General features: G+C 43.3%; 2 protein-coding genes. Both read left to right on the top strand.

What is annotated here, in order from left to right; all coding sequences use genetic code 11:
* Positions 1-1,963 (top strand): class I SAM-dependent methyltransferase (locus IQ264_RS21590; protein WP_193982869.1); only part of this gene is annotated, 1,963 nt, incomplete at its 5' end.
* A 2-nt stretch (positions 1,964-1,965) separates the two neighbouring features.
* A complete protein-coding gene (locus tag IQ264_RS21585; protein WP_193982868.1) occupies positions 1,966-20,463 on the top strand; it encodes a non-ribosomal peptide synthase/polyketide synthase in 18,498 nt (6,165 codons plus the stop codon).
* Positions 20,464-20,478: the final 15 nt, after the last annotated feature.

Genomic DNA, 20,478 nt, shown 5'->3' with positions numbered 1-20,478 from the left:
GTCCCCAGTCCCCAGTCCCCACCTTTACAAAACAGGGGATAAGGCACGTTACCTGAGTGATGGAAATATTGAATTTCTCGGTCGGATTGATTATCAAGTGAAGATACGGGGTTTTCGTATCGAATTGGGAGAAATTGAAACAGTTTTGAGTCAACACCCCTTGCTGCAAGAAAGTGTTGTGGTTGTAAGAGAAGACACCCCTGGTGATAAACGTTTAGTAGCTTATTTAGTACCGACTCTTCATCGTCAAACATTACCCCAGCAGGTTAGTCAATGGCAGAATGAGTATGTTAATGATTGGCAAATGCTCTACGAACAACTCTACAGCCAAAATCAAACATCCACAGATGACCTCACATTTAATATTGCTGGTTGGAACAGTAGTTATACCAGACAGCCCATCCCAGAGAGGGAAATGCAGGAGTGGGTTGAGAATACAGTCAGTCGAATTCAAGCTAACTTTCCCCAGCGCGTCTTAGAAATTGGTTGTGGAACGGGGTTACTGCTATCTCGTCTTGCCAAGCACTCTCAACATTATTGGGGAACCGATTATTCCATCGCTGCCATACAGCACGTTGAACAGATATGCAGCACAGTTGAGGGTCTAAATCATGTACAGTTATTGCACCAACTGGCAGATAACTTTGACGGCATCCCCCAAGGAGAATTCGACACTGTTGTTTTGAACTCAATCGTCCAGTATTTCCCCAGCATTGAGTATTTGTTGCAGGTTCTAGAAGGAGCAATATCTACAATTGCTCAACAGGGTACAATCTTCGTGGGCGATGTCCGCAGCTTGCCATTACTAGAGCCATACCATGCAGCCGTGCAGTTGTCCCAAGCAGAGTCGGATAGAACTATTGAGCAATGGCAGCGAATGGTAAATCAGAGTATGGCTGCTGAAGAAGAATTGGTTATCGATCCGGGTTTCTTCATTGCCCTCCAAACTCGTTTTCCACAAATTGGTTGGGTAGAGATTCAGCCCAAACGCGGTTACGCCGAAAATGAGTTAACCCAATTCCGCTATGATGTTACCCTTCATGTCGGTACTAATGTTCAGGCGAAAACCATTACTTGGTTAAATTGGCAACTAGACAAGCTCTCGTTCACAGAAATTCAAAATCGACTGCACAAAGAGCAGCCAGAACTGTTAGGAATTAGGCGCGTGCCTAATCAACGGGTACAGCAAGCACTACAGATTTGGCAGTGGTTAGAAAATCCTCCGGCTGTGGAAACAGTCAACCAACTGCGGCAGGTATTAGCACAACAGCTAACAGTTGGGATCAATCCAGAACAGTTTTACCAGTTGGGGCAGCAACTCGGTTACACAGTTTACCTCAGTTGGTGGGAGAGTAGCCAGGATGGTTGCTATGATGTCGTGTTCTGCCGCCATGAAAAAGCAGAAAAGAAATCCCCCCTGTCTCCTGCTTTCTGGGATAGCTCAACCGTCACAACCAAACCCTGGACTGAATACACAAACAATCCCTTATACGGAAAGTTAGTTCAGAAACTAGTGCCACAGGTGCGTGAATATATTCAACAAAAGCTACCCGATTACATGGTTCCGCAAGCTTTTGTCGTTCTCAATTCCCTGCCCTTAACCCCCAATGGCAAGATTGATCGTCGCGCTTTACCAACACCTGATACAGCCATGAGAAATCTTTCCACTGGCTTTGTTTTACCGCGATCGCCTATTGAAGCTCAAATCGCTCAAATCTGGAGTCAAGTCCTGGGAGTTGAACGCATTGGCGTTAAGGACAACTTCTTTGAACTAGGGGGACATTCGCTACTCGCTACTCAAGTCCTTTCAGAAATCAATTCAACTTTTGGACTCGATTTATCTATACAAATAATGTTTGAGTCGCCCACGATAGCGGGGATAGCGGAGTACATCGAAGTAGTAGATTTGGTGACACAAAATTTATCAGCTAAAGAAGTAACTAGCGAAGTAGTGGAGTTTTGAGCATGACTAAGAGCATTTTTGAGTTCGTTCGTTACCTAACAAACTTAAGTATAGAACTAGAAGCAGATGGCGTTAGCGGAGCGGCTCCGGAGGAGCTTCGCTTGCGTTGTCATGCACCTGAAGGTGTATTAACTCCATCGCTACGTCAAGAAATAGCTGCACGTAAAACAGAAATTTTGCTGTTTTTACAACAAGCAAAGCAGGTCAAAACATCTCATCAGTCACCAATTCAAAAAGTGTCACGGGATGGTGAGTTGCCACTATCTTTTGCTCAACAGCGACTTTGGTTTCTGCACCATTTGTCACCAAACAGTCGTTCTTATAATTTGCTGGATTTCCAAAGGCTAAATGGCTCACTGAATATAGTTGCACTGGAACAGAGCCTTAGTGAAATTATTCGCCGCCATGAAATCTGGAGAACGACTTTTCCGACAATAGACGGGCAACCTGTCCAGGTGATTTCTCCACCTACTGCCTTAACTTTGCCAGTACATAACTTGCAGGGATTGTCAACCCAAGAGCAAAGCGATCGCATTCAACAAATAGCGCAGTCCTTTGCATCCCAGCCCTTCGATCTGGCGGTTGGGCCATTAGTACAGTTCACTCTACTCCAACTGAGTGACCAAGAATATGTACTGATATCGAAGATGCACCACATCATATATGATGGCTGGTCTTTAAACATCTTCAAAAATGAATTATCTCAACTATATATAGCTTTCACTCAAGGATTATCCAACCCACTACCAGAATTACCCATCCAGTATGCTGACTTTGCCGTTTGGCAACGCCAGTGGTTGACAGGCGAAGTTTTAGAACGCCAAATGAATTACTGGGAGCAAAAATTAGCTGATGCCCCAGTTGCACTAGAACTGCCTACTGATAAACCACGTCTCCCAGTTCAGTCCTTCCGGGGTGGGGTTGAGCGTTTTCAACTAGATAGCAACCTCACACAACGCCTCAAACAATTGAGCCAAGAGTCAGACGCAACTTTATTTATGACTCTACTGGCAGCTTTTTTAGTATTAATTTCTCGTTATAGTAATCAATTAGATATTGTTGTTGGCACTCCGATCGCTAACCGCAACAATAAGAGTGTTGAGCAGCTGATAGGTTTTTTTGCTAACACCTTAGCATTAAGGGGCGATCTCTCTGGCAACCCCAGCTTTGTTGACTTCTTAGCGCAAGTACGGCAGACAACTTTGTCTGCATACACTCATCAAGACTTGCCCTTTGAAATGTTGGTTGAAAAGCTTCAGCCAGAGCGAGATTTGAGTCGTAATCCTTTGGTACAAGTGATGTTTTCTCTCCAGAGTGCCTCACAGTCTTTTTGGGATTTACCAGGCTTAACTACTCAAAAAATGTCCTTGCCATTTGATGAAATGGTCAGGTTTGACCTGGAAGTGAACTACTGGGAAGCTTCAGGAGGTCTAGAAGGCGTATGGTCTTACAGTACTGATTTATTTGATGCAGCGACAATTGCACGTATAGCCCAAAATTTTCAAACTTTACTCCAAGCAATTGTTGCCAATCCCAAAGCGCGAATAGCAGAACTACCACTGTTGACCCCAGCAGAACGTCATCAATTGTTAGTAGAGTGGAACAACACTGAAGTAGACTATTCCTCTGATAAGTGTGTCCATCAGCTATTTGAAGAACAGGTTAAACGTACACCTGATGCTGTCGCGGTTGTGTTTGAAAATCAACAACTGACATACCAACAATTGAACACTCGCGCTAATCAATTAGCTCATCATTTGCGATCGCTAGGTGTAAGAGCCGATGTACTGGTTGGTTTATGTGTAGAACGCTCAATAGACATGATTGTGGGCATACTTGGTATTCTCAAGGCAGGTGGGGCTTATGTGCCGCTTGACCCAGACTATCCCCAAGAGCGTTTAGCCTTTATGCTAGAAGATGCTCAAGTAGAGGTGTTACTCACCCAACAGCAATTAGTAGAATCTCTGCCCAAACATCAGGCGCGTGTCGTTTGCTTAGACACCGATTGGCAAAACATAGCTCAAAACATCTCCTCAAACCAGGAAAACACTGCCACACCCGATAATCTAGCTTATGTGATTTACACATCAGGTTCCACAGGTAAGCCTAAAGGTGTTTTAGTTAATCATAGTAATGTAACTCGTTTATTTGCAGCCACAGACGCTTGGTATAAATTCAATTCTGATGATGTGTGGACATTATTTCACTCCTACGCCTTCGACTTCTCCGTGTGGGAAATTTGGGGTGCATTGCTGTATGGTGGACGACTGGTAGTAGTGCCTTATTTGGTGACGCGATCGCCTGAATCTTTCTATCAGTTATTAGCTCAAGAAAAAGTCACCATTCTCAATCAAACACCTTCCGCCTTCCGCCAGTTAATTCAAGCCGAACAGTCAGTGGTAACTGCTGGCGACTTAAGCTTACGCTTTGTCATTTTCGGCGGAGAAGCCTTAGAACTGTCGAGTTTGCAACCTTGGTTTGAGAAACACGGCGACAAGTCACCCCAACTGGTGAATATGTACGGAATTACAGAAACTACCGTGCACGTTACCTATCGCCCTTTGAGTAAAGCGGATTTGCAAAGTACAGCAAGTGTTGTCGGTCGTCCAATTCCCGATTTACAAGTGTATGTGCTGGACGAACATCTTCAACCAGTGCCAATTGGTGTCGGGGGCGAGATGTACGTTGGTGGTGCTGGAGTGACTTGTGGCTATCTCAATCGTCTGGAACTAACACAACAAAGGTTTATCTCTAATCCTTTTGTGGGGGCAGAAGGAAGTAAACTCTACAAAACAGGAGATAAAGCGCGTTACTTACCTAATGGCGAGTTAGAGTATTTAGGACGCATTGACAATCAAGTCAAAATTCGTGGTTTCCGTATTGAGTTGGGAGAAATTGAGGCATTACTGGCTTCTCACCCAGACGTTTGGGAAAGTGTAGTAGTAGTAAGAGAGGATGAACCAGGAGACAAACGTTTAGTTGCTTATCTAGTTGCCAGTGATGAATCACTCACTACTAACCAACTACGTCAGTTTCTTAAAGCAAAACTTCCAGAGTATATGATACCAAGTGCTTTGGTGCTGCTAAAATCCTTACCCCTCACTGCCAACGGCAAAGTAGACCGTCGCGCCTTACCAAAACCAGACTTAGACGGTACAATACTAGAAAAGTATGTTGCTCCACGTACACCCGTTGAGGAAATACTGGTACAAATTTGGGCGCAAATCCTCAAACTAGAGCAAGTGGGCATTCATGATAACTTCTTTGAACTGGGTGGACATTCGCTATTAGCAACACAATTAGTTTCACGCATCCGCAACATTTTTAAAGTAGAACTATCATTGCGTGAATTGTTTGCTGCCGCCACTGTTGCCGAATTGGGGCAATCAATTGGGCAATTACAGCAACAGAATTTAGAACTTTATACACCACCCATTGTACCGAGGGTTGAAAATCTTGAATTACCACTGTCGTTTGCTCAACAGCGTCTTTGGTTTTTAGACCAATTACAACCAAATAGTTCCTTTTACAACATACCTGTAGCTTTGCGTATTCTGGGAACGCTCGATCGAGCTGCCTTAGAACAAAGCTTACTTGAAATAATTCATCGCCATGAAGCGTTACGCACCAACTTCATCGTCATTGATGGACAACCAACTCAAGTTATTCAAACACAAACGAATTGGACAGTATCAATTGTTAACTTACAACATCTACCTACAACTGAGCAAGAAATCGCCACACAGCAATTAGCGCAACAAAAAGCTACTCAACCGTTCGACTTGGCAACACAAGCATTAGTTAGGGCAACATTAGTAATACTGTCCGAGACGGAACAAGTTTTATTACTGTGTATGCACCACATTGTCTCTGATGGCTGGTCAATAGATGTGTTTATCGAAGAACTAGCAGTACTCTACAATGCTTATTCAATAGGTCAGCCGTCACCCTTAGCACCACTGCCTGTACAGTACGCAGATTTCGCCTTGTGGCAGAGACAGTGGTTGCAAGGGAATGTATTGCAAAGCCAACTATCGTACTGGCAACAACAACTAGCTAATGCACCAACTTTGTTGCCCCTACCCATAGACAGACCTAGACCTGCTGTGCAGACTTTCTCTGGTGCATATCAAGAGTTTCCGCTGTCAGTTGAATTAACTAATAGATTGGTAAAACTAAGTCAGGAGCAAGGAGCCACCTTGTTCATGACGTTGTTGGCAGCATTTGATACACTACTTTATCGTTACACGGGACAAGAAGATATATTGGTGGGGTCTCCCATTGCTAACCGCGATCGCTCTGAGATAGAAGGGTTAATTGGCTTTTTTGTCAATACCTTGGTCATGCGTAGTAACTTGGCAGGCGATCCGAGCTTTAGCGAATTATTAGGTCGTGTTCGAGACATGGCAATGCAAGCATACACTCATCAGGATTTACCTTTTGAAATGCTGCTCGAAGCATTGCAACCGGAACGGGATCTCAGCCATACACCACTGTTCCAGGTGATGTTTTCACTCCAGAATAGTTCCTTATCTCAATTGGAGTTAACTGGGTTAACTGTTAATCACCTGAAAGTAGAAGGTATAACTGCCAAGTTCGATTTAACTTTATTAATGCAGAAAACCTCTACTGGACTAGTGGGTGTATGGGAGTACAACACTGACTTGTTTGATGCTAGTACCATTGAGCGCATGACGAGTCATTTTGTGACATTGCTTGAAGGTATGATCGCTAACCCAGAACAGCCAATCTCACAATTGCCCCTACTAACACAAACTGAGCAACAGCAATTACTTGTCGAGTGGAACGATACAAGTGTTGATTATCCCCTCGACAAGTGTATCCATCAGTTATTTGAAGAACAGGTTGAACGTACCCCCAATGCTGTAGCAGTTGTATTTGAAAATCAACAACTTACCTATCACCAGTTAAATTACCGTGCTAACCAGTTAGCCCACTACCTCAAGTCTTTGGGAGTGGGAGCAGATGTGCTAGTAGGTATTTGTGTGGAACGCTCAATAGAAATGTTAGTGGGGCTACTAGGCATTCTCAAGGCAGGTGGAGCATACCTACCACTCGATCCTGAGTATCCAACTGGGCGTTTGCACTTTATGCTCGAAGATGCTCAAGTTAGGGTATTGTTGACCCAGCAGCAACTCGTTGATAGATTGGCACAGCAGAAAACACAGATTGTCTGTTTGGATACTGACGCTGAGGTAATTGCTCAGTTCAGTCAGGACAATCCAATCCATGAGACACAAGTAACTAATTTAGCTTATGTAATTTATACCTCCGGTTCTACAGGTCAACCCAAGGGAGTGCTAATTGCTCATCAAGGGTTGTTAAATTTGGTGTTATGGCATCAACGCGCCTTTGAAATCACCCCATTAGACAAAGCCACTCAGCTAGCAGGAACGGCATTCGATGCTGCGGTCTGGGAATTATGGCCTTATCTTACCGCAGGAGCAAGTATCTACTTAGTCAAATCGCAACTACTTAGTTCCCTAGAGAATCTACGAGACTGGTTGATTTCCAACAAGATTACTATCAGTTTCCTGCCAACACCACTAGCTCAAGAATTATTGTCTTTGGTATGGCCGACTGAAGGTTTGGCTTTGCGAACTATCCTAACTGGAGGAGATAAGCTTCATCAGTATCCATCAGAGTTAATTCCCTTCCAAGTAGTGAATAATTATGGCCCAACCGAGAATACTGTTGTTACAACTTCTGGGCTGGTAGTTGCCAAAGAACAAGAGCAGATATCACCAAGCATTGGGAAAGCGATCGCTAATACAAAAGTCTACATTCTAGATCGCCATCTACAACCAGTACCTGTAGGTGTGCCAGGAGAATTACATATTGGTGGCTTAGGGTTAGCCAGAGGCTACCTCAACCGTGACGAACTCACTCAGGAAAGATTTATTAAAAACCCGTTTGACAATTCAAAATTATATAAAACAGGGGATTTAGCCCGTTATTTACCAGATGGCAATATTGAATACCTGGGACGTATTGATAATCAAGTAAAAATACGCGGATTCCGCATTGAGTTGGGAGAAATTGAAGCTGCACTCAGTCAAAATAGTCATGTGCAAGCATCTTGTGTCATTCCCCGCGAAGATACCAGGGACGATACTTGTACTGAGCGGCTTGCCTTGAGCGAAGTCGAAAGGAGTCGAAGTAAACGCCTAGTCGCCTACATAGTGCCACATCAAGACTCTACACCCACAATCAGCGAACTACGGCAATACCTAAAAGCAAAGCTTCCAGATTACATGGTGCCAAGTGCTTTTGTCATCTTGGAGTCCTTGCCGCTAACTCCCAACGGTAAAGTAGACCGTCGCGCCTTGCCCAAACCAGACTTAGACAGCACACTGCTAGAAAAGTATGTTGCTCCACGCACACCTGGGGAGGAAATACTGGCACAAATTTGGGCGCAAGTACTGAAAGTAGAGCAAATGGGTATTCATGATAACTTCTTTGAACTTGGCGGACATTCCCTACTAGCAACACAGCTGCTTTCACGTATCCGCAATATTTTCAAAGTAGAACTATCATTGCGTGAGTTGTTTGCAAAAGCAACAGTTGCCGAATTAGCGCAATCGATTGGGCAATTACAACAACAAAACAGAGAACTGATTTCCCCACCCATTTTAAGGCGGGCAAAAGATGCAGAATTACCACTATCATTTGCCCAAACACGGCTGTGGTTTTTAGACCAATTCGAGCCGAATACTGCCTTATACAATATCCCCATAGCTTTGCGTCTAGCAGGAACTCTCAATCAAGCAGCTTTAGAACAAAGCTTAATTGAAATTGTTCATCGCCACGAAGCTTTACGCACCAACTTCATTGCAGTTGATGGAAAGCCTTCTCAAGTTATTCAAACACAAACGAATTGGACAGTATCAGTTGTTGACTTAAAATATTTATCTACAGCCGAACAAAAAATAGCTGCACAACAATTAGCACAACAACAAGCTACTCAACCGTTTGAATTAGCAACACAAGCATTAGTTCGAGCAACATTAATAGTGCTATCCGAGACAGAACACGCCTTATTAGTGTGTATGCACCACATTGTCTCGGATGGCTGGTCAATCGGTGTTTTTGTCCAAGAACTCGCATCACTGTATACTGCTTATTCTCAAGGTGAGCTTTCTCTTCGAGATGCTACGCGAACACCCTTAACGCCACTACCAATTCAGTATGCAGACTTTGCACTGTGGCAAAGAAATTGGTTGCAAGCTGATGTACTGCAAAGCCAATTGGATTATTGGCAAAAACAATTAGCAGATGCACCAACTTTATTAGCACTGCCCACAGACAGACCTAGACCTGCTGTGCAAACCTTTGCTGGCACGTATCAAAAGTTTGCACTCTCTGCTGAGTTAACTCAAAAACTGAAAAAACTCAGCCAGGAGCAAGGAGTAACGTTGTTCATGACCCTTTTTGCAGCGTTTGATACCTTACTTTACCGCTACACAGGACAAGAAGATATTTTAGTTGGCTCGCCGATCGCCAACCGCGATCGCTCTGAGTTAGAAGGGTTAATTGGCTTTTTTGTCAATACGCTAGTATTACGTACTAATGTCTCAGACAATCCTAGCTTTAGCGAGTTACTAGGTCGTGTTCGTGAAATGGCCATAGATGCCTACGCTCATCAGGATTTACCTTTTGAAATGCTAGTAGAGGCATTGCAGCCAGAACGGGATCTCAGCCATGCACCCCTATTTCAGGTGATGTTTGTCCTTGAGAATGAGTCTACGTCTCAATTAGATTTGGCTGGGTTAACTGTCAGTCCGCTGGTGTTAGAAAGTGCGACGGCTAAATTTGATTTAACTTTAGGAATGGAGAACACGCCCACTGGACTGGTGGGTGCGTGGGAATACAACACTGATTTGTTTGATGCTTCCACCATTGAGCGATTGACTGGTCATTTTATTACATTGCTCGAAGGTATTGTTGCTAATCCTCAAGAGCGGATTTCCCAATTACCTTTACTGACAACGACTGAGCAACAACAATTATTAGTGGAGTGGAATAATACTCAGGCAGATTACCCTGAGAATAAGTGTATCCATCAGTTATTTGAGGAGCAGGTTGAACGTAGTCCCGATGCAGTAGCAGTTGTGTTTGAAGGCGAACAACTGACCTACCAGCAGTTGAACACTCGTGCTAATCAATTGGCGCATCACTTGCGCTCATTGGGTGTAAAACCAGATGTGCTAGTAGGTATTTGTGTTGATCGCTCTATAGAAATGGTTGTGGGGTTACTGGGTATTCTCAAGGCGGGTGGAGCTTATGTGCCACTCGATCCTGATTATCCTACTGAGCGTCTGCGTTTCATGTTAGAAGATGCTCAAGTTCCAGTATTACTCACGCAACAGCATTTAATTCAAAAGCTACCTGAGCATCAAGCCCACATTGTCTATTTGGATACTGATGCTTATAAGTTTGACCAAGCCAGCGAAATTCCTAACCTCAGCGAAGTCAAAGCATCAAACCTAGCCTATGTACTTTATACATCCGGTTCTACAGGTAGACCAAAAGCAGTTGCTATCGAGCATCACAGTCCCGTTGCTTTAGTAAGTTGGGCAAAAGAGGTTTTTACAAAAGAAGAACTTGCTGGTGTTTTAGCTTCTACCTCTATTTGTTTTGACCTCTCAGTTTTTGAGTTGTTTGTGACTCTTAGCGTGGGCGGAAAAGTCATCTTAGCTCAAAATGCTTTGCACTTATCGACTTTGAGCGCTGCTAACCAAGTTACTCTGATTAATACAGTTCCAAGTGCGATCGCACAGTTAATTCGAGATGATAATTTACCACAGCAGGTATGCACAGTTAATTTAGCTGGTGAACCTCTGCAAAATCAACTTGTGCAGCAAATTTATCAACGCAGTCAAGTCAAGCGTGTATTCAATCTCTATGGCCCCTCAGAAGACACTACTTACTCGACATTTAGTTTGGTAGAACAAGGCACAACCACTTCACCAACTATCGGTCGCCCAATCTCTAACACGCAAATCTACATTGTTGACCAATATCTACAACCAGTTCCCGTAGGTATCCCAGGAGAGTTACACATCGGTGGTGCGGGATTGGCACGCGGCTACCTCAACCGCCCAGAATTAACACAAGAGAAATTCATTCTCAACCCGTTTGATGCTGGTCGCCTCTACAAAACTGGGGATTTAGTGCGGTATTTACCAGATGGTAACATTGAATACTTAGGACGCATCGACAACCAAGTAAAAATTCGTGGCTTCCGCATAGAGTTAGGGGAAATTGAAGCGGTATTGAGCCAGCATAGCGATTTACAAGCATCCTGTATCATCGCCCGTGAAGATACCCTTGGGGATAAACGCCTAGTTGCTTACGTAGTAGCGAAGCAGGGTTATGAACTCTCGATTAGCCAGTTGCGCTCTTTCCTCTCTGGTCAACTACCACAGTACATGGTGCCGCATACTTTCGTCATTCTGGAGTCTTTACCTTTAACTCCCAATGGCAAAATAGACCGTCGCGCTTTACCTGAACCAAATTCAGTTGAATTACTAGGGGACAGTTTTGTAGCCCCGTGTAATCAAATTGAAGAAATACTAACGCAGATTTGGGCAGAAGTTCTGAGAGTCAAACAAGTAGGTATTCACGATAACTTCTTTGAACTCGGTGGAGATTCCATCCTCAGTATTCAAATTCTTGCCAAAGCAAAGCAAGCTGGGCTGCAACTGACCCTCAAGCAACTGTTTGGGAATCAAACGATCGCGCAGTTGGCAGCAGTAGCGGATACAATTAAAGCGATCGAGGTAGAACAAGGATTAGTCACAGGAGAATTACCTCTCACACCAATTCAACACTGGTTCTTTGAGCAAAATCTCTCCCAACCGCACCACTTTAATCAATCATTTCTCCTCTCAGTACCATCAGACCTCAAGCCAGAGTTATTGCAGCAAGCCTTACAACAATTGCTGGTACATCATGATGCTCTGCGCTTACGTTTTACACAGTCTGAGTTTACTTGGCAACAGATTCACTCTGCTTTGAATAACAACGTTGCTTTCTCTCACATAGACTTATCGGCACTTCCAGAGAGCGAACAACAAGCAGCCATTGAAGCTAAAGCCGCTTCCCTTCAGGCGAGTTTAAATCTGTCAGAAAATTTAGTGCAGGTCGCCTTTTTCGCTCTGGGTATTGACAAAAGGGCGCGATTACTCATAGCAATTCACCACTTGGTAGTTGACGGCGTTTCTTGGCGAATTTTGTTAGAAGATTTGCAAACAGCTTACCAGCAACTTGCTCAAGGTCAAGTAATTGAACTTCCTGCCAAGACAACTTCTTTCAAGGATTGGTCTTACAAATTAACAGAATATGCACAGTCGGAAACTCTCAAATCCGAGGTTGCTTATTGGCTAAACGAATCTCGTTCCTCAGTTCCTTCTATTCCAATTGACCACATACGAGGAGCGAACACTGTTGCATCTACTGGTACAGTATTAGTGTCGTTAAATGAGGCTGAAACTCTTGCTTTACTGCAAGATGTACCAAAAGCTTACAACACTCAAATTAACGATGTATTACTAACAGCTTTAGCGTTGGTTTTGAGCAGCTGGACTAACTCTAAGAGTGTGCTGTTCAACTTAGAAGGTCATGGGCGAGAAGACATTATTGATGGTGTGGATTTGTCACGCACTGTTGGTTGGTTTACAACCATCTTTCCTGTACTTGTGGAACTGAAAACAACAAAAAATCCGGCGGTTGCTTTAAAATCTGTCAAAGAACAACTGCGTGCTATTCCTAACAAAGGTATTGGCTACGGGCTATTGCGTTATCTGAGCCAGGATTCAGAAATTGTTACTAAACTACAGGCGTTCCCACAAGCCCAAATCAGCTTCAATTATTTGGGTCAATTCGATCGAGTTTTGAATAAATCTACTTGGATGCAGTTAGCTAATGAGTTTGCTGGAGTTGAGCATAGTTTAGATAATAACCGCGTTCATCTACTAGACATCAGCAGCATCATTACTGGGGAACAACTGCAAATAAATTGGATTTACAGCAAAAATGTCCATCAGCACAGGACAATTGAGAATTTAGCACAAGAATTTGTCAAAACATTACAAGAACTAATTGCTCATTGTTTAGATCCTCAAAATGGCGGTTATACACCTTCAGATTTTCCATTAGTTAAGCTTGACCAACGAAAACTAGACCAACTGTTGGTAAGCCCAGTATTGAAACAAGGACTACAAACTAACTGGCAAAATCTTGAGGATATTTATCCACTCTCTCCCATGCAACAGGGTATGTTGTTTGAGAGTTTATATGCTCCAGACTCAGGAGTATATTTCGAGCAGGTAATTTGCAATTTGACAGGTAATTTGAATGTCAAAGCATTTGAAAAAGCTTGGCAGCAGTTAGTAGCGCAGCATTCAATCTTGCGGACTGGTTTTGTTTGGGAGCAATTGACCCAGCCACTACAAGTTGTGTATCGGCAGGTCAAAGTTACTGTAGAGGTTTATAACTGGCAAGAGCTATCTGCACAAGAACAGCAACAGCAATTAAAGCTTTTCTTGGAATCACAGCGACAACAAGGTTTTCAACTGTCTGTTGCACCACTAATGCGCCTGCATCTGATTCAGTTGAGTACCGATAGTTATCAATTCGTTTGGAGTCATCATCATTTATTGCTTGATGGCTGGTCGTTACCTTTGGTTTTCAAAGACCTGCTGGATTTTTATCAAGCAATTTCTCAGGGTGAAAGTTTACACTATCAATCAGCTGCAAACTACCGCAACTATATTGCTTGGCTACAGAAACAAGATTTAACTTTTGCTAAAAAATTCTGGAGGCAAAAGCTCCAAGGTTTTACCGTCTCCACTCCTTTAGTGGTGGATAAACTATTGCCAAACCGTGAAGATGGCAACGTTGGCTATAGCGAACAGCAAATTCAGTTAACAGTACCAATAACAGCCGCAGTTGGGTCTTTTGTAAGACAGCATCAATTGACAATCAGTAATTTAGTACAGGCAACTTGGGCAATACTGCTGTGTCGCTACAGCCAAGAAACAGATGTAGTGTTTGGTACGACTGTATCTGGTCGTCCGCCCTCTCTTATGGGTATTGAGTCGATGGTAGGGCTATTTATCAATACTTTGCCAGTGCGAGTTCAAGTTTCAGCAGATACCCAAGTGCTAGATTTGTTGAAGGATTTACAAGCGCAGCAAGTTGAGTCTGAGCAATACTCATATAGTTCATTAGCAGATATTCAGGGTTTTAGTGAAGTTCCCAGGGGAATGTCTTTATTTGAGAGTATTGTTGTCTTTGAGAATTATCCCGTTGATGCAGCTATGCGATCGCACAATTACGGTTTCAATCTAGACAATATTCATGGCATCGAACAAACCAATTATCCTCTGACTTTAGTTGCGATCGCTCACGAACAATTATTAGTTAAGATTAGCTACGATACTAGCCGCTTTGATGATACAACGATCGCTCGAATGTTGGGTCATTTCCAAACATTGCTGGAAGGAATTGTTACTAACCCAAAACAGCCAATCTCACAATTACCCCTGCTGACACCATCTGAGCAACAGCAGTTAATTTTCGAGTGGAACGATACAACCATTGATTATCCCGTAGATAAGTGCATCCATCAGTTATTTGAGGAGCAGGTAGGGCGGACACCGAATGCTGTAGCGGTTGTATATGAAGATCAACAACTTACATACTGGGAATTAAACTGTCGTGCTAACCAGTTAGCCCACTACTTACGCTCCTTGGGCGTGGGGGCAGATGTACTGGTAGGGTTGTGTGTGGAACGCTCAATAGAAATGGTCGTAGGACTTTTGGCCATTCTCAAAGCGGGTGGGGCTTATGTACCTTTAGACCCAACATATCCCCAAGAACGCTTGGCTTATATGCTAAAGGATTCACAAGTGCGAGTACTGTTGAGTCAAGAGAAATTGCTCGCTAGACTACCAGAACATGGGGCGCGTGTAGTCTGCTTAGATACTAACTGGGAAAATATATCTACTGAAAGCAAAGATAATCCCATTAGTGATTTGACAACTGATAACTTAGCTTATGTTATATATACGTCAGGCTCTACAGGTAAACCCAAAGGTGTTTTAGTTAATCACTCTAATGTAGTTCGTCTATTCGCAGCTACAGACGCTTGGTATAAATTCAATTCTGAAGATGTGTGGACAATGTTCCACTCCTACGCCTTTGACTTCTCCGTATGGGAGATTTGGGGTGCATTACTATATGGTGGACGACTGGTAGTAGTGCCTTATCTGGTAACACGATCGCCCGAATCTTTCTACAATTTATTGTGTCAAGAAAAAGTCACAGTTCTCAATCAAACACCTTCAGCTTTTCGCCAGTTAATTCAAGCCGAACAGTCAATTACAACTGCTGGCGACTTGAACTTACGCTTAGTAATTTTCGGTGGTGAAGCACTGGAACTAAAGAGTTTGCAACCTTGGTTTGAGCGACACGGCGACACTATACCCCAATTAGTGAATATGTACGGGATTACAGAAACTACCGTGCACGTTACCTATCGCCCCTTGAGCAAAGCCGATTTACATAGTACAGCCAGTGTCATCGGTCATCCGATACCCGACTTACAAGTATATGTCTTAGATGAACATCTTCAGCCAGTACCAATTGGTGTTTCAGGCGAAATGTACGTTGGTGGTGCTGGGGTAACAAATGGCTATCTCAATCGTCTGGAACTGACACAACAAAGGTTTATCTCTCATCCTTTTAGCAAAAACCCCCAAGCACGACTCTACAAAACAGGAGATAAAGCGCGTTACTTACTTAATGGCGAGTTAGAGTATTTAGGACGCATCGACAATCAAGTGAAGGTGCGGGGCTTCCGCATTGAGTTGGGAGAAATTGAGGCATTACTGGCAACTCATCCAGATGTGTGGGAAAACGTGGTGGTAGTGCGAGAGGATGAACCAGGGGACAAACGTTTAGTTGCTTATGTAGTGCCGCAGGCAGAACAATCTCTCACAACCGCAGAACTACGTCGTTTCCTCAGCAACCAACTGCCAAGCTACATGGTGCCAAGTGCTTTTGTACAATTAGAAGCCCTACCACTAACAGCAAATGGTAAAGTAGACCGTCGCGCTTTAAGAGCACCTGATAGCGCCAGACCAGAATTAGAAGATGTGTTTGTCGCGCCTAGCACAAGAGAAGAAAAAATATTAGCCGCTATTTGGGCTAAGGTTCTCGGTGTCGAGCAAGTCGGTATTAATGATAACTACTTTGCTTTAGGTGGAGATTCTATCCGTAGCATTCAGGTGCTGTCTGAAGCTAAAGAACAAGGTTTGGGTATCTCTCTTGTACAGTTATTCCAACATCAAACAATTTCTCAGCTAGTTCAAGAACTCAAAACCCAAGAGCAGAATCTTACACAATTATCATCAACTCAACCATTTAGCCCGATCGCGATCGCAGACAAACAAAGCTTACCTGATGGTATAGAAGATGCCTATCCCCTTGCTATGCTGCAAATGGGAATGCTCTACCACAGTGAGTACAGCAAAGATAACGCATTATATCACGAAATTAGCAGTTTTCATCTCGAAACCCATCTTGATATTCAACTTTTGCAAGTTGCTGTCCAAGATTTAGTCAATCATCATGCTGTACTGCGGACTTCATTCGATCTGAGTAACTTTAGTATTCCTTTGCAACTAGTTCATCAGCAAGTTGAGCTTCCCTTGCAGGTGGAAGATTGGTGTCACTTGAATCATTCCCAGCAAGAAGAAGCCTTAACTGCTTGGTTTGAAGCTGAAAAGAGACGGCATTTTGATTGGACTCATCCTCCCCTATTACGCTTTTTTGTTCATCTTCGTACACAAGAAACATTTAATCTCACTTTAAGTTGCCACCACGCGATTCTGGATGGATGGAGTGTTTCCTCAATGATGACTGAGTTGTTTAGTCGTTATTTATCACTTCTGGACGAACAAACCAATTATGTATCGCCACCATTAAGTATTGCATACCGGGATTTTGTCGCCTTGGAGCAACAAGCGATCGCTTCATCGTCAACTCAGCAATACTGGAATGAGAAGTTACAGGATAGCACTTTCACTAAAATACCTCGCTGGTCTTCTGTACCAACAAATACTAATGTGATAGAAGTTGGCCTACAAGACGTAACTTTATCTCCGCAAATTTCTGAAAGCTTAAAACAACTCGCTCAATCCGCAGAAGTTCCTCTCAAGAGTGTGTTGTTAGCTGCTCATCTGCGAGTGTTAAGTCTTCTAGGCGGACAGTCAGACGTACTAACTGGTCTAGTAGCTAACGGGCGACCCGAACAAAACGATGGCGAGCGAGTCCTGGGACTATTCCTCAATACTTTGCCATTCCGCCTAGAATTGACTGGGGGCAAATGGATAGACTTAGTACGGCAAGTGTTTGTAGCTGAACGAGAAATGTTACCGCACCGTCGCTATCCACTAGCAGAAATTCAGAGGAATTTGGGTGGTGAGCCTTTATTTGAGACGGCGTTTAACTTCGTGCATTTTCATGTCTACCAACAGGTGTTGGAACTGGATAATTTGCAATTACTAGGGGTGAAATTTTTTGAACAAACCAATTTCACTTTTGCTGCTCAATTCAGTGTTAATCCCAGGTCATCTGAGGTAGAATTGCGACTTCAGTACGATGCGTTAAAGTTATGTCCCGAACAAATTAATAGGATTGGTGAATACTATCTCAACGCTTTGGTGGCAATGGCAAATCAGCCACAAGGACGCTACGAGTTGCACTCTCTTGTTTCTGAACGAGAGCAACACCAGTTATTAATTGAATGGAACCATACTCAAGCAGATTACTCTCAAGATAAGTGTATCCATGAGTTGTTTGCAGAGCAGGTTGAGCAGACCCCGGATGCAGTAGCAGTGATATGTGACGATCGACAACTGACTTACCAGCAGTTGAACACTCGTGCTAATCAATTAGCACATTACTTACGCTCATTGGGTGTGGGAACAGATGTGTTGGTCGGGTTGTGTGTAGAACGTTCATTAGAGATGTTAGTGGGGCTACTTGGCATTCTCAAGGCGGGTGGAGCTTGTGTGTCGCTTGACCCAGACTATCCCCAAGACCGCTTGAGTTTTATGTTAGAAGATGCTCAAGTTGCGGTGCTAATAACCCAGCAGCATCTTGTTGAAAGACTGCCTGAGAATCGAGCAAATGTTGTCTGTTTAGATACCGAGTTGCATCTAATCTCTGAGCATAGCCAGGAAAATCCCATCCATAGTATGCAAGCAACTAACTTGGCTTATGTGATTTATACCTCTGGTTCTACAGGCAGACCCAAAGGGGTTATGGTTTCACATGGCGCGATCGCCAACCACTGCTGTATTATGCAAGAGGCTTTTGCACTTGTGCCGAGCGATCGTGTACTCCAGTTTACCTCAATCAACTTCGATCCCTCATGGGAGCAGATATTTTCTACGCTGACGGTTGGCGCGACCTTGTTGGTTCGAGGTTCGGATGTATGGACTCCAACAAAGTTACATCAAATAATTTCCGATTTTGGACTGACTGTGGTTAATCTCCCAACAGCCTATTGGCAACAATTGACTCAAGAGTGGGCGACAACACAAGTACGAGATGAGAATAGTCAACTGAGACTTGTAATTGTTGGTGGAGAAGCGATGTTATCCGAATATGTTGCTCTTTGGCAACAACTCCCGATGTCTAGTGTTCGTTTGGTTAATGCCTATGGCCCCACAGAAGCAACTATCACAGCGACCCTGTTTGAAATTCCTCCCCAGTTCGGTGAAGACACTAATCTCACCACAGTTCCTATTGGTCGTCATTTAATTAACAAAACTGTATACATTCTTGACTCTCACCTACAACCAGTACCTGTATGTGTGCCAGGAGAGTTGCACATTGGTGGTAACTGTTTGGCACAAGGCTATCTTAACCGTCCAGAATTGACCAACGAGAAATTCATTCCTAACCCGTTTAGCGCTGACTCAGATTCCCGCTTATACAAAACAGGGGATTTAGCACGCTATTTACCGGATGGCAACATTGAATATCTGGGACGCATTGATAATCAGGTCAAGGTACGGGGCTTCCGGGTCGAGTTAGGTGAGATTGAAGCTGTACTAAGCCAACATGACGATGTGCAACTATGTTGTGTCATCGCCCGTGAAGATACTCCAGGCGATAAAAACTTAGTCGCTTACATCGTATCGCAAAAAGAGATGACACCGACAAACAACGAACTGCGGCAATTCCTTAAAACAAAGCTGTCAGAATACATGATACCTAATGCTTTTGTTTTCCTAAAAGCACTGCCACTAACTACTAACAGCAAAATAGACCGCCGTGCTTTGCCTGCACCTTCTAGCACCAGTAATTCAGATAGATTTGTTGCACCTCGTAACCATTTAGAACTGCAACTAACTCAACTCTGGTTAAAGATTCTCAAAATCGACAAGGTAGGAGTACAAGATAACTTTTTTGACCTTGGTGGTCATTCCCTTGTAGCCCTTTACTTAATGGCTCAAATTAAACAGCAGTTTGGTAAAGATATTTCCTTAGCAACCTTCTTGCAAAATCCCTCTATCGAACAGTTGGCGACAATTGTCCAAAAAGATTTGAATTACTCTAATGAGTCTTGTTTGGTAGCAGTTCAAGCGAAAGGTTCTCAGCCACCTTTGTTTTGCGTTCCAGGAGCTGGTGGTACTCCTTTCTATTTGTATAATTTAGCCCGTTGTCTGGGAGAAGACCAACCATTTTACAGTTTTCAAGCAAATAGTTTTGCAATTCTCACCAAAGTTGAGGATATAGCTACCCAGTACATTCAAGCACTACAAAATGTTCAACCACAAGGGCCGTATTTCTTAGCAGGCCATTCTTTTGGAGGAAAAATAGCCTTTGAAATGGCTCAACAATTACTTCACAAAGGACATGAAGTTGCTCTAGTTACCATTCTTGATAGTACAGCACCTTTTTATCAGGAAAAGCCAATAGGTTTTGATTGGAATGATGCTAGATGGTTGGCTGAGTTTGCCAGATCGATAGAACGTTTCTTAGCAAAGAAATTGGATATTTCTGACAATATTCTTCAATCTTTGGTTTGGGAGGAGCAACTAAAATACCTTTTACAGCGTTTAAAAATGGTTGAAATTCTGCCTCCCGATGCTGATATTATGCAGCTTAACAATTTAGTGCAAGTTCTTAAAACTAACTCTCTCATGAATTATGTACCACAACAGGTTTATCCAACACAAATTGCTTTGTTACGCTCTAGTGAAACTTCTGTTGAAGAGCCTATCGGTGAATTACCTTCTGAGATTTTACAGGATTCAGCATGGGGCTGGAACAAGTTTTCTGCTGCACCAGTGGATGTCCAATTTGTCCCTGGCAACCATACCACAATGATGACTCAACCTCACGTTCAGGTTTTAGCCGAACGTTTAAGAGCTTTGATTGAGCAAGCCAACATCTAATTGCAAATATGCTTT

Source organism: [Phormidium] sp. LEGE 05292, assembly GCF_015207735.1.
Taxonomy (GTDB): domain Bacteria; phylum Cyanobacteriota; class Cyanobacteriia; order Cyanobacteriales; family Aerosakkonemataceae; genus Floridanema.
This window is presented reverse-complemented; position numbering and strand designations above follow the sequence as displayed.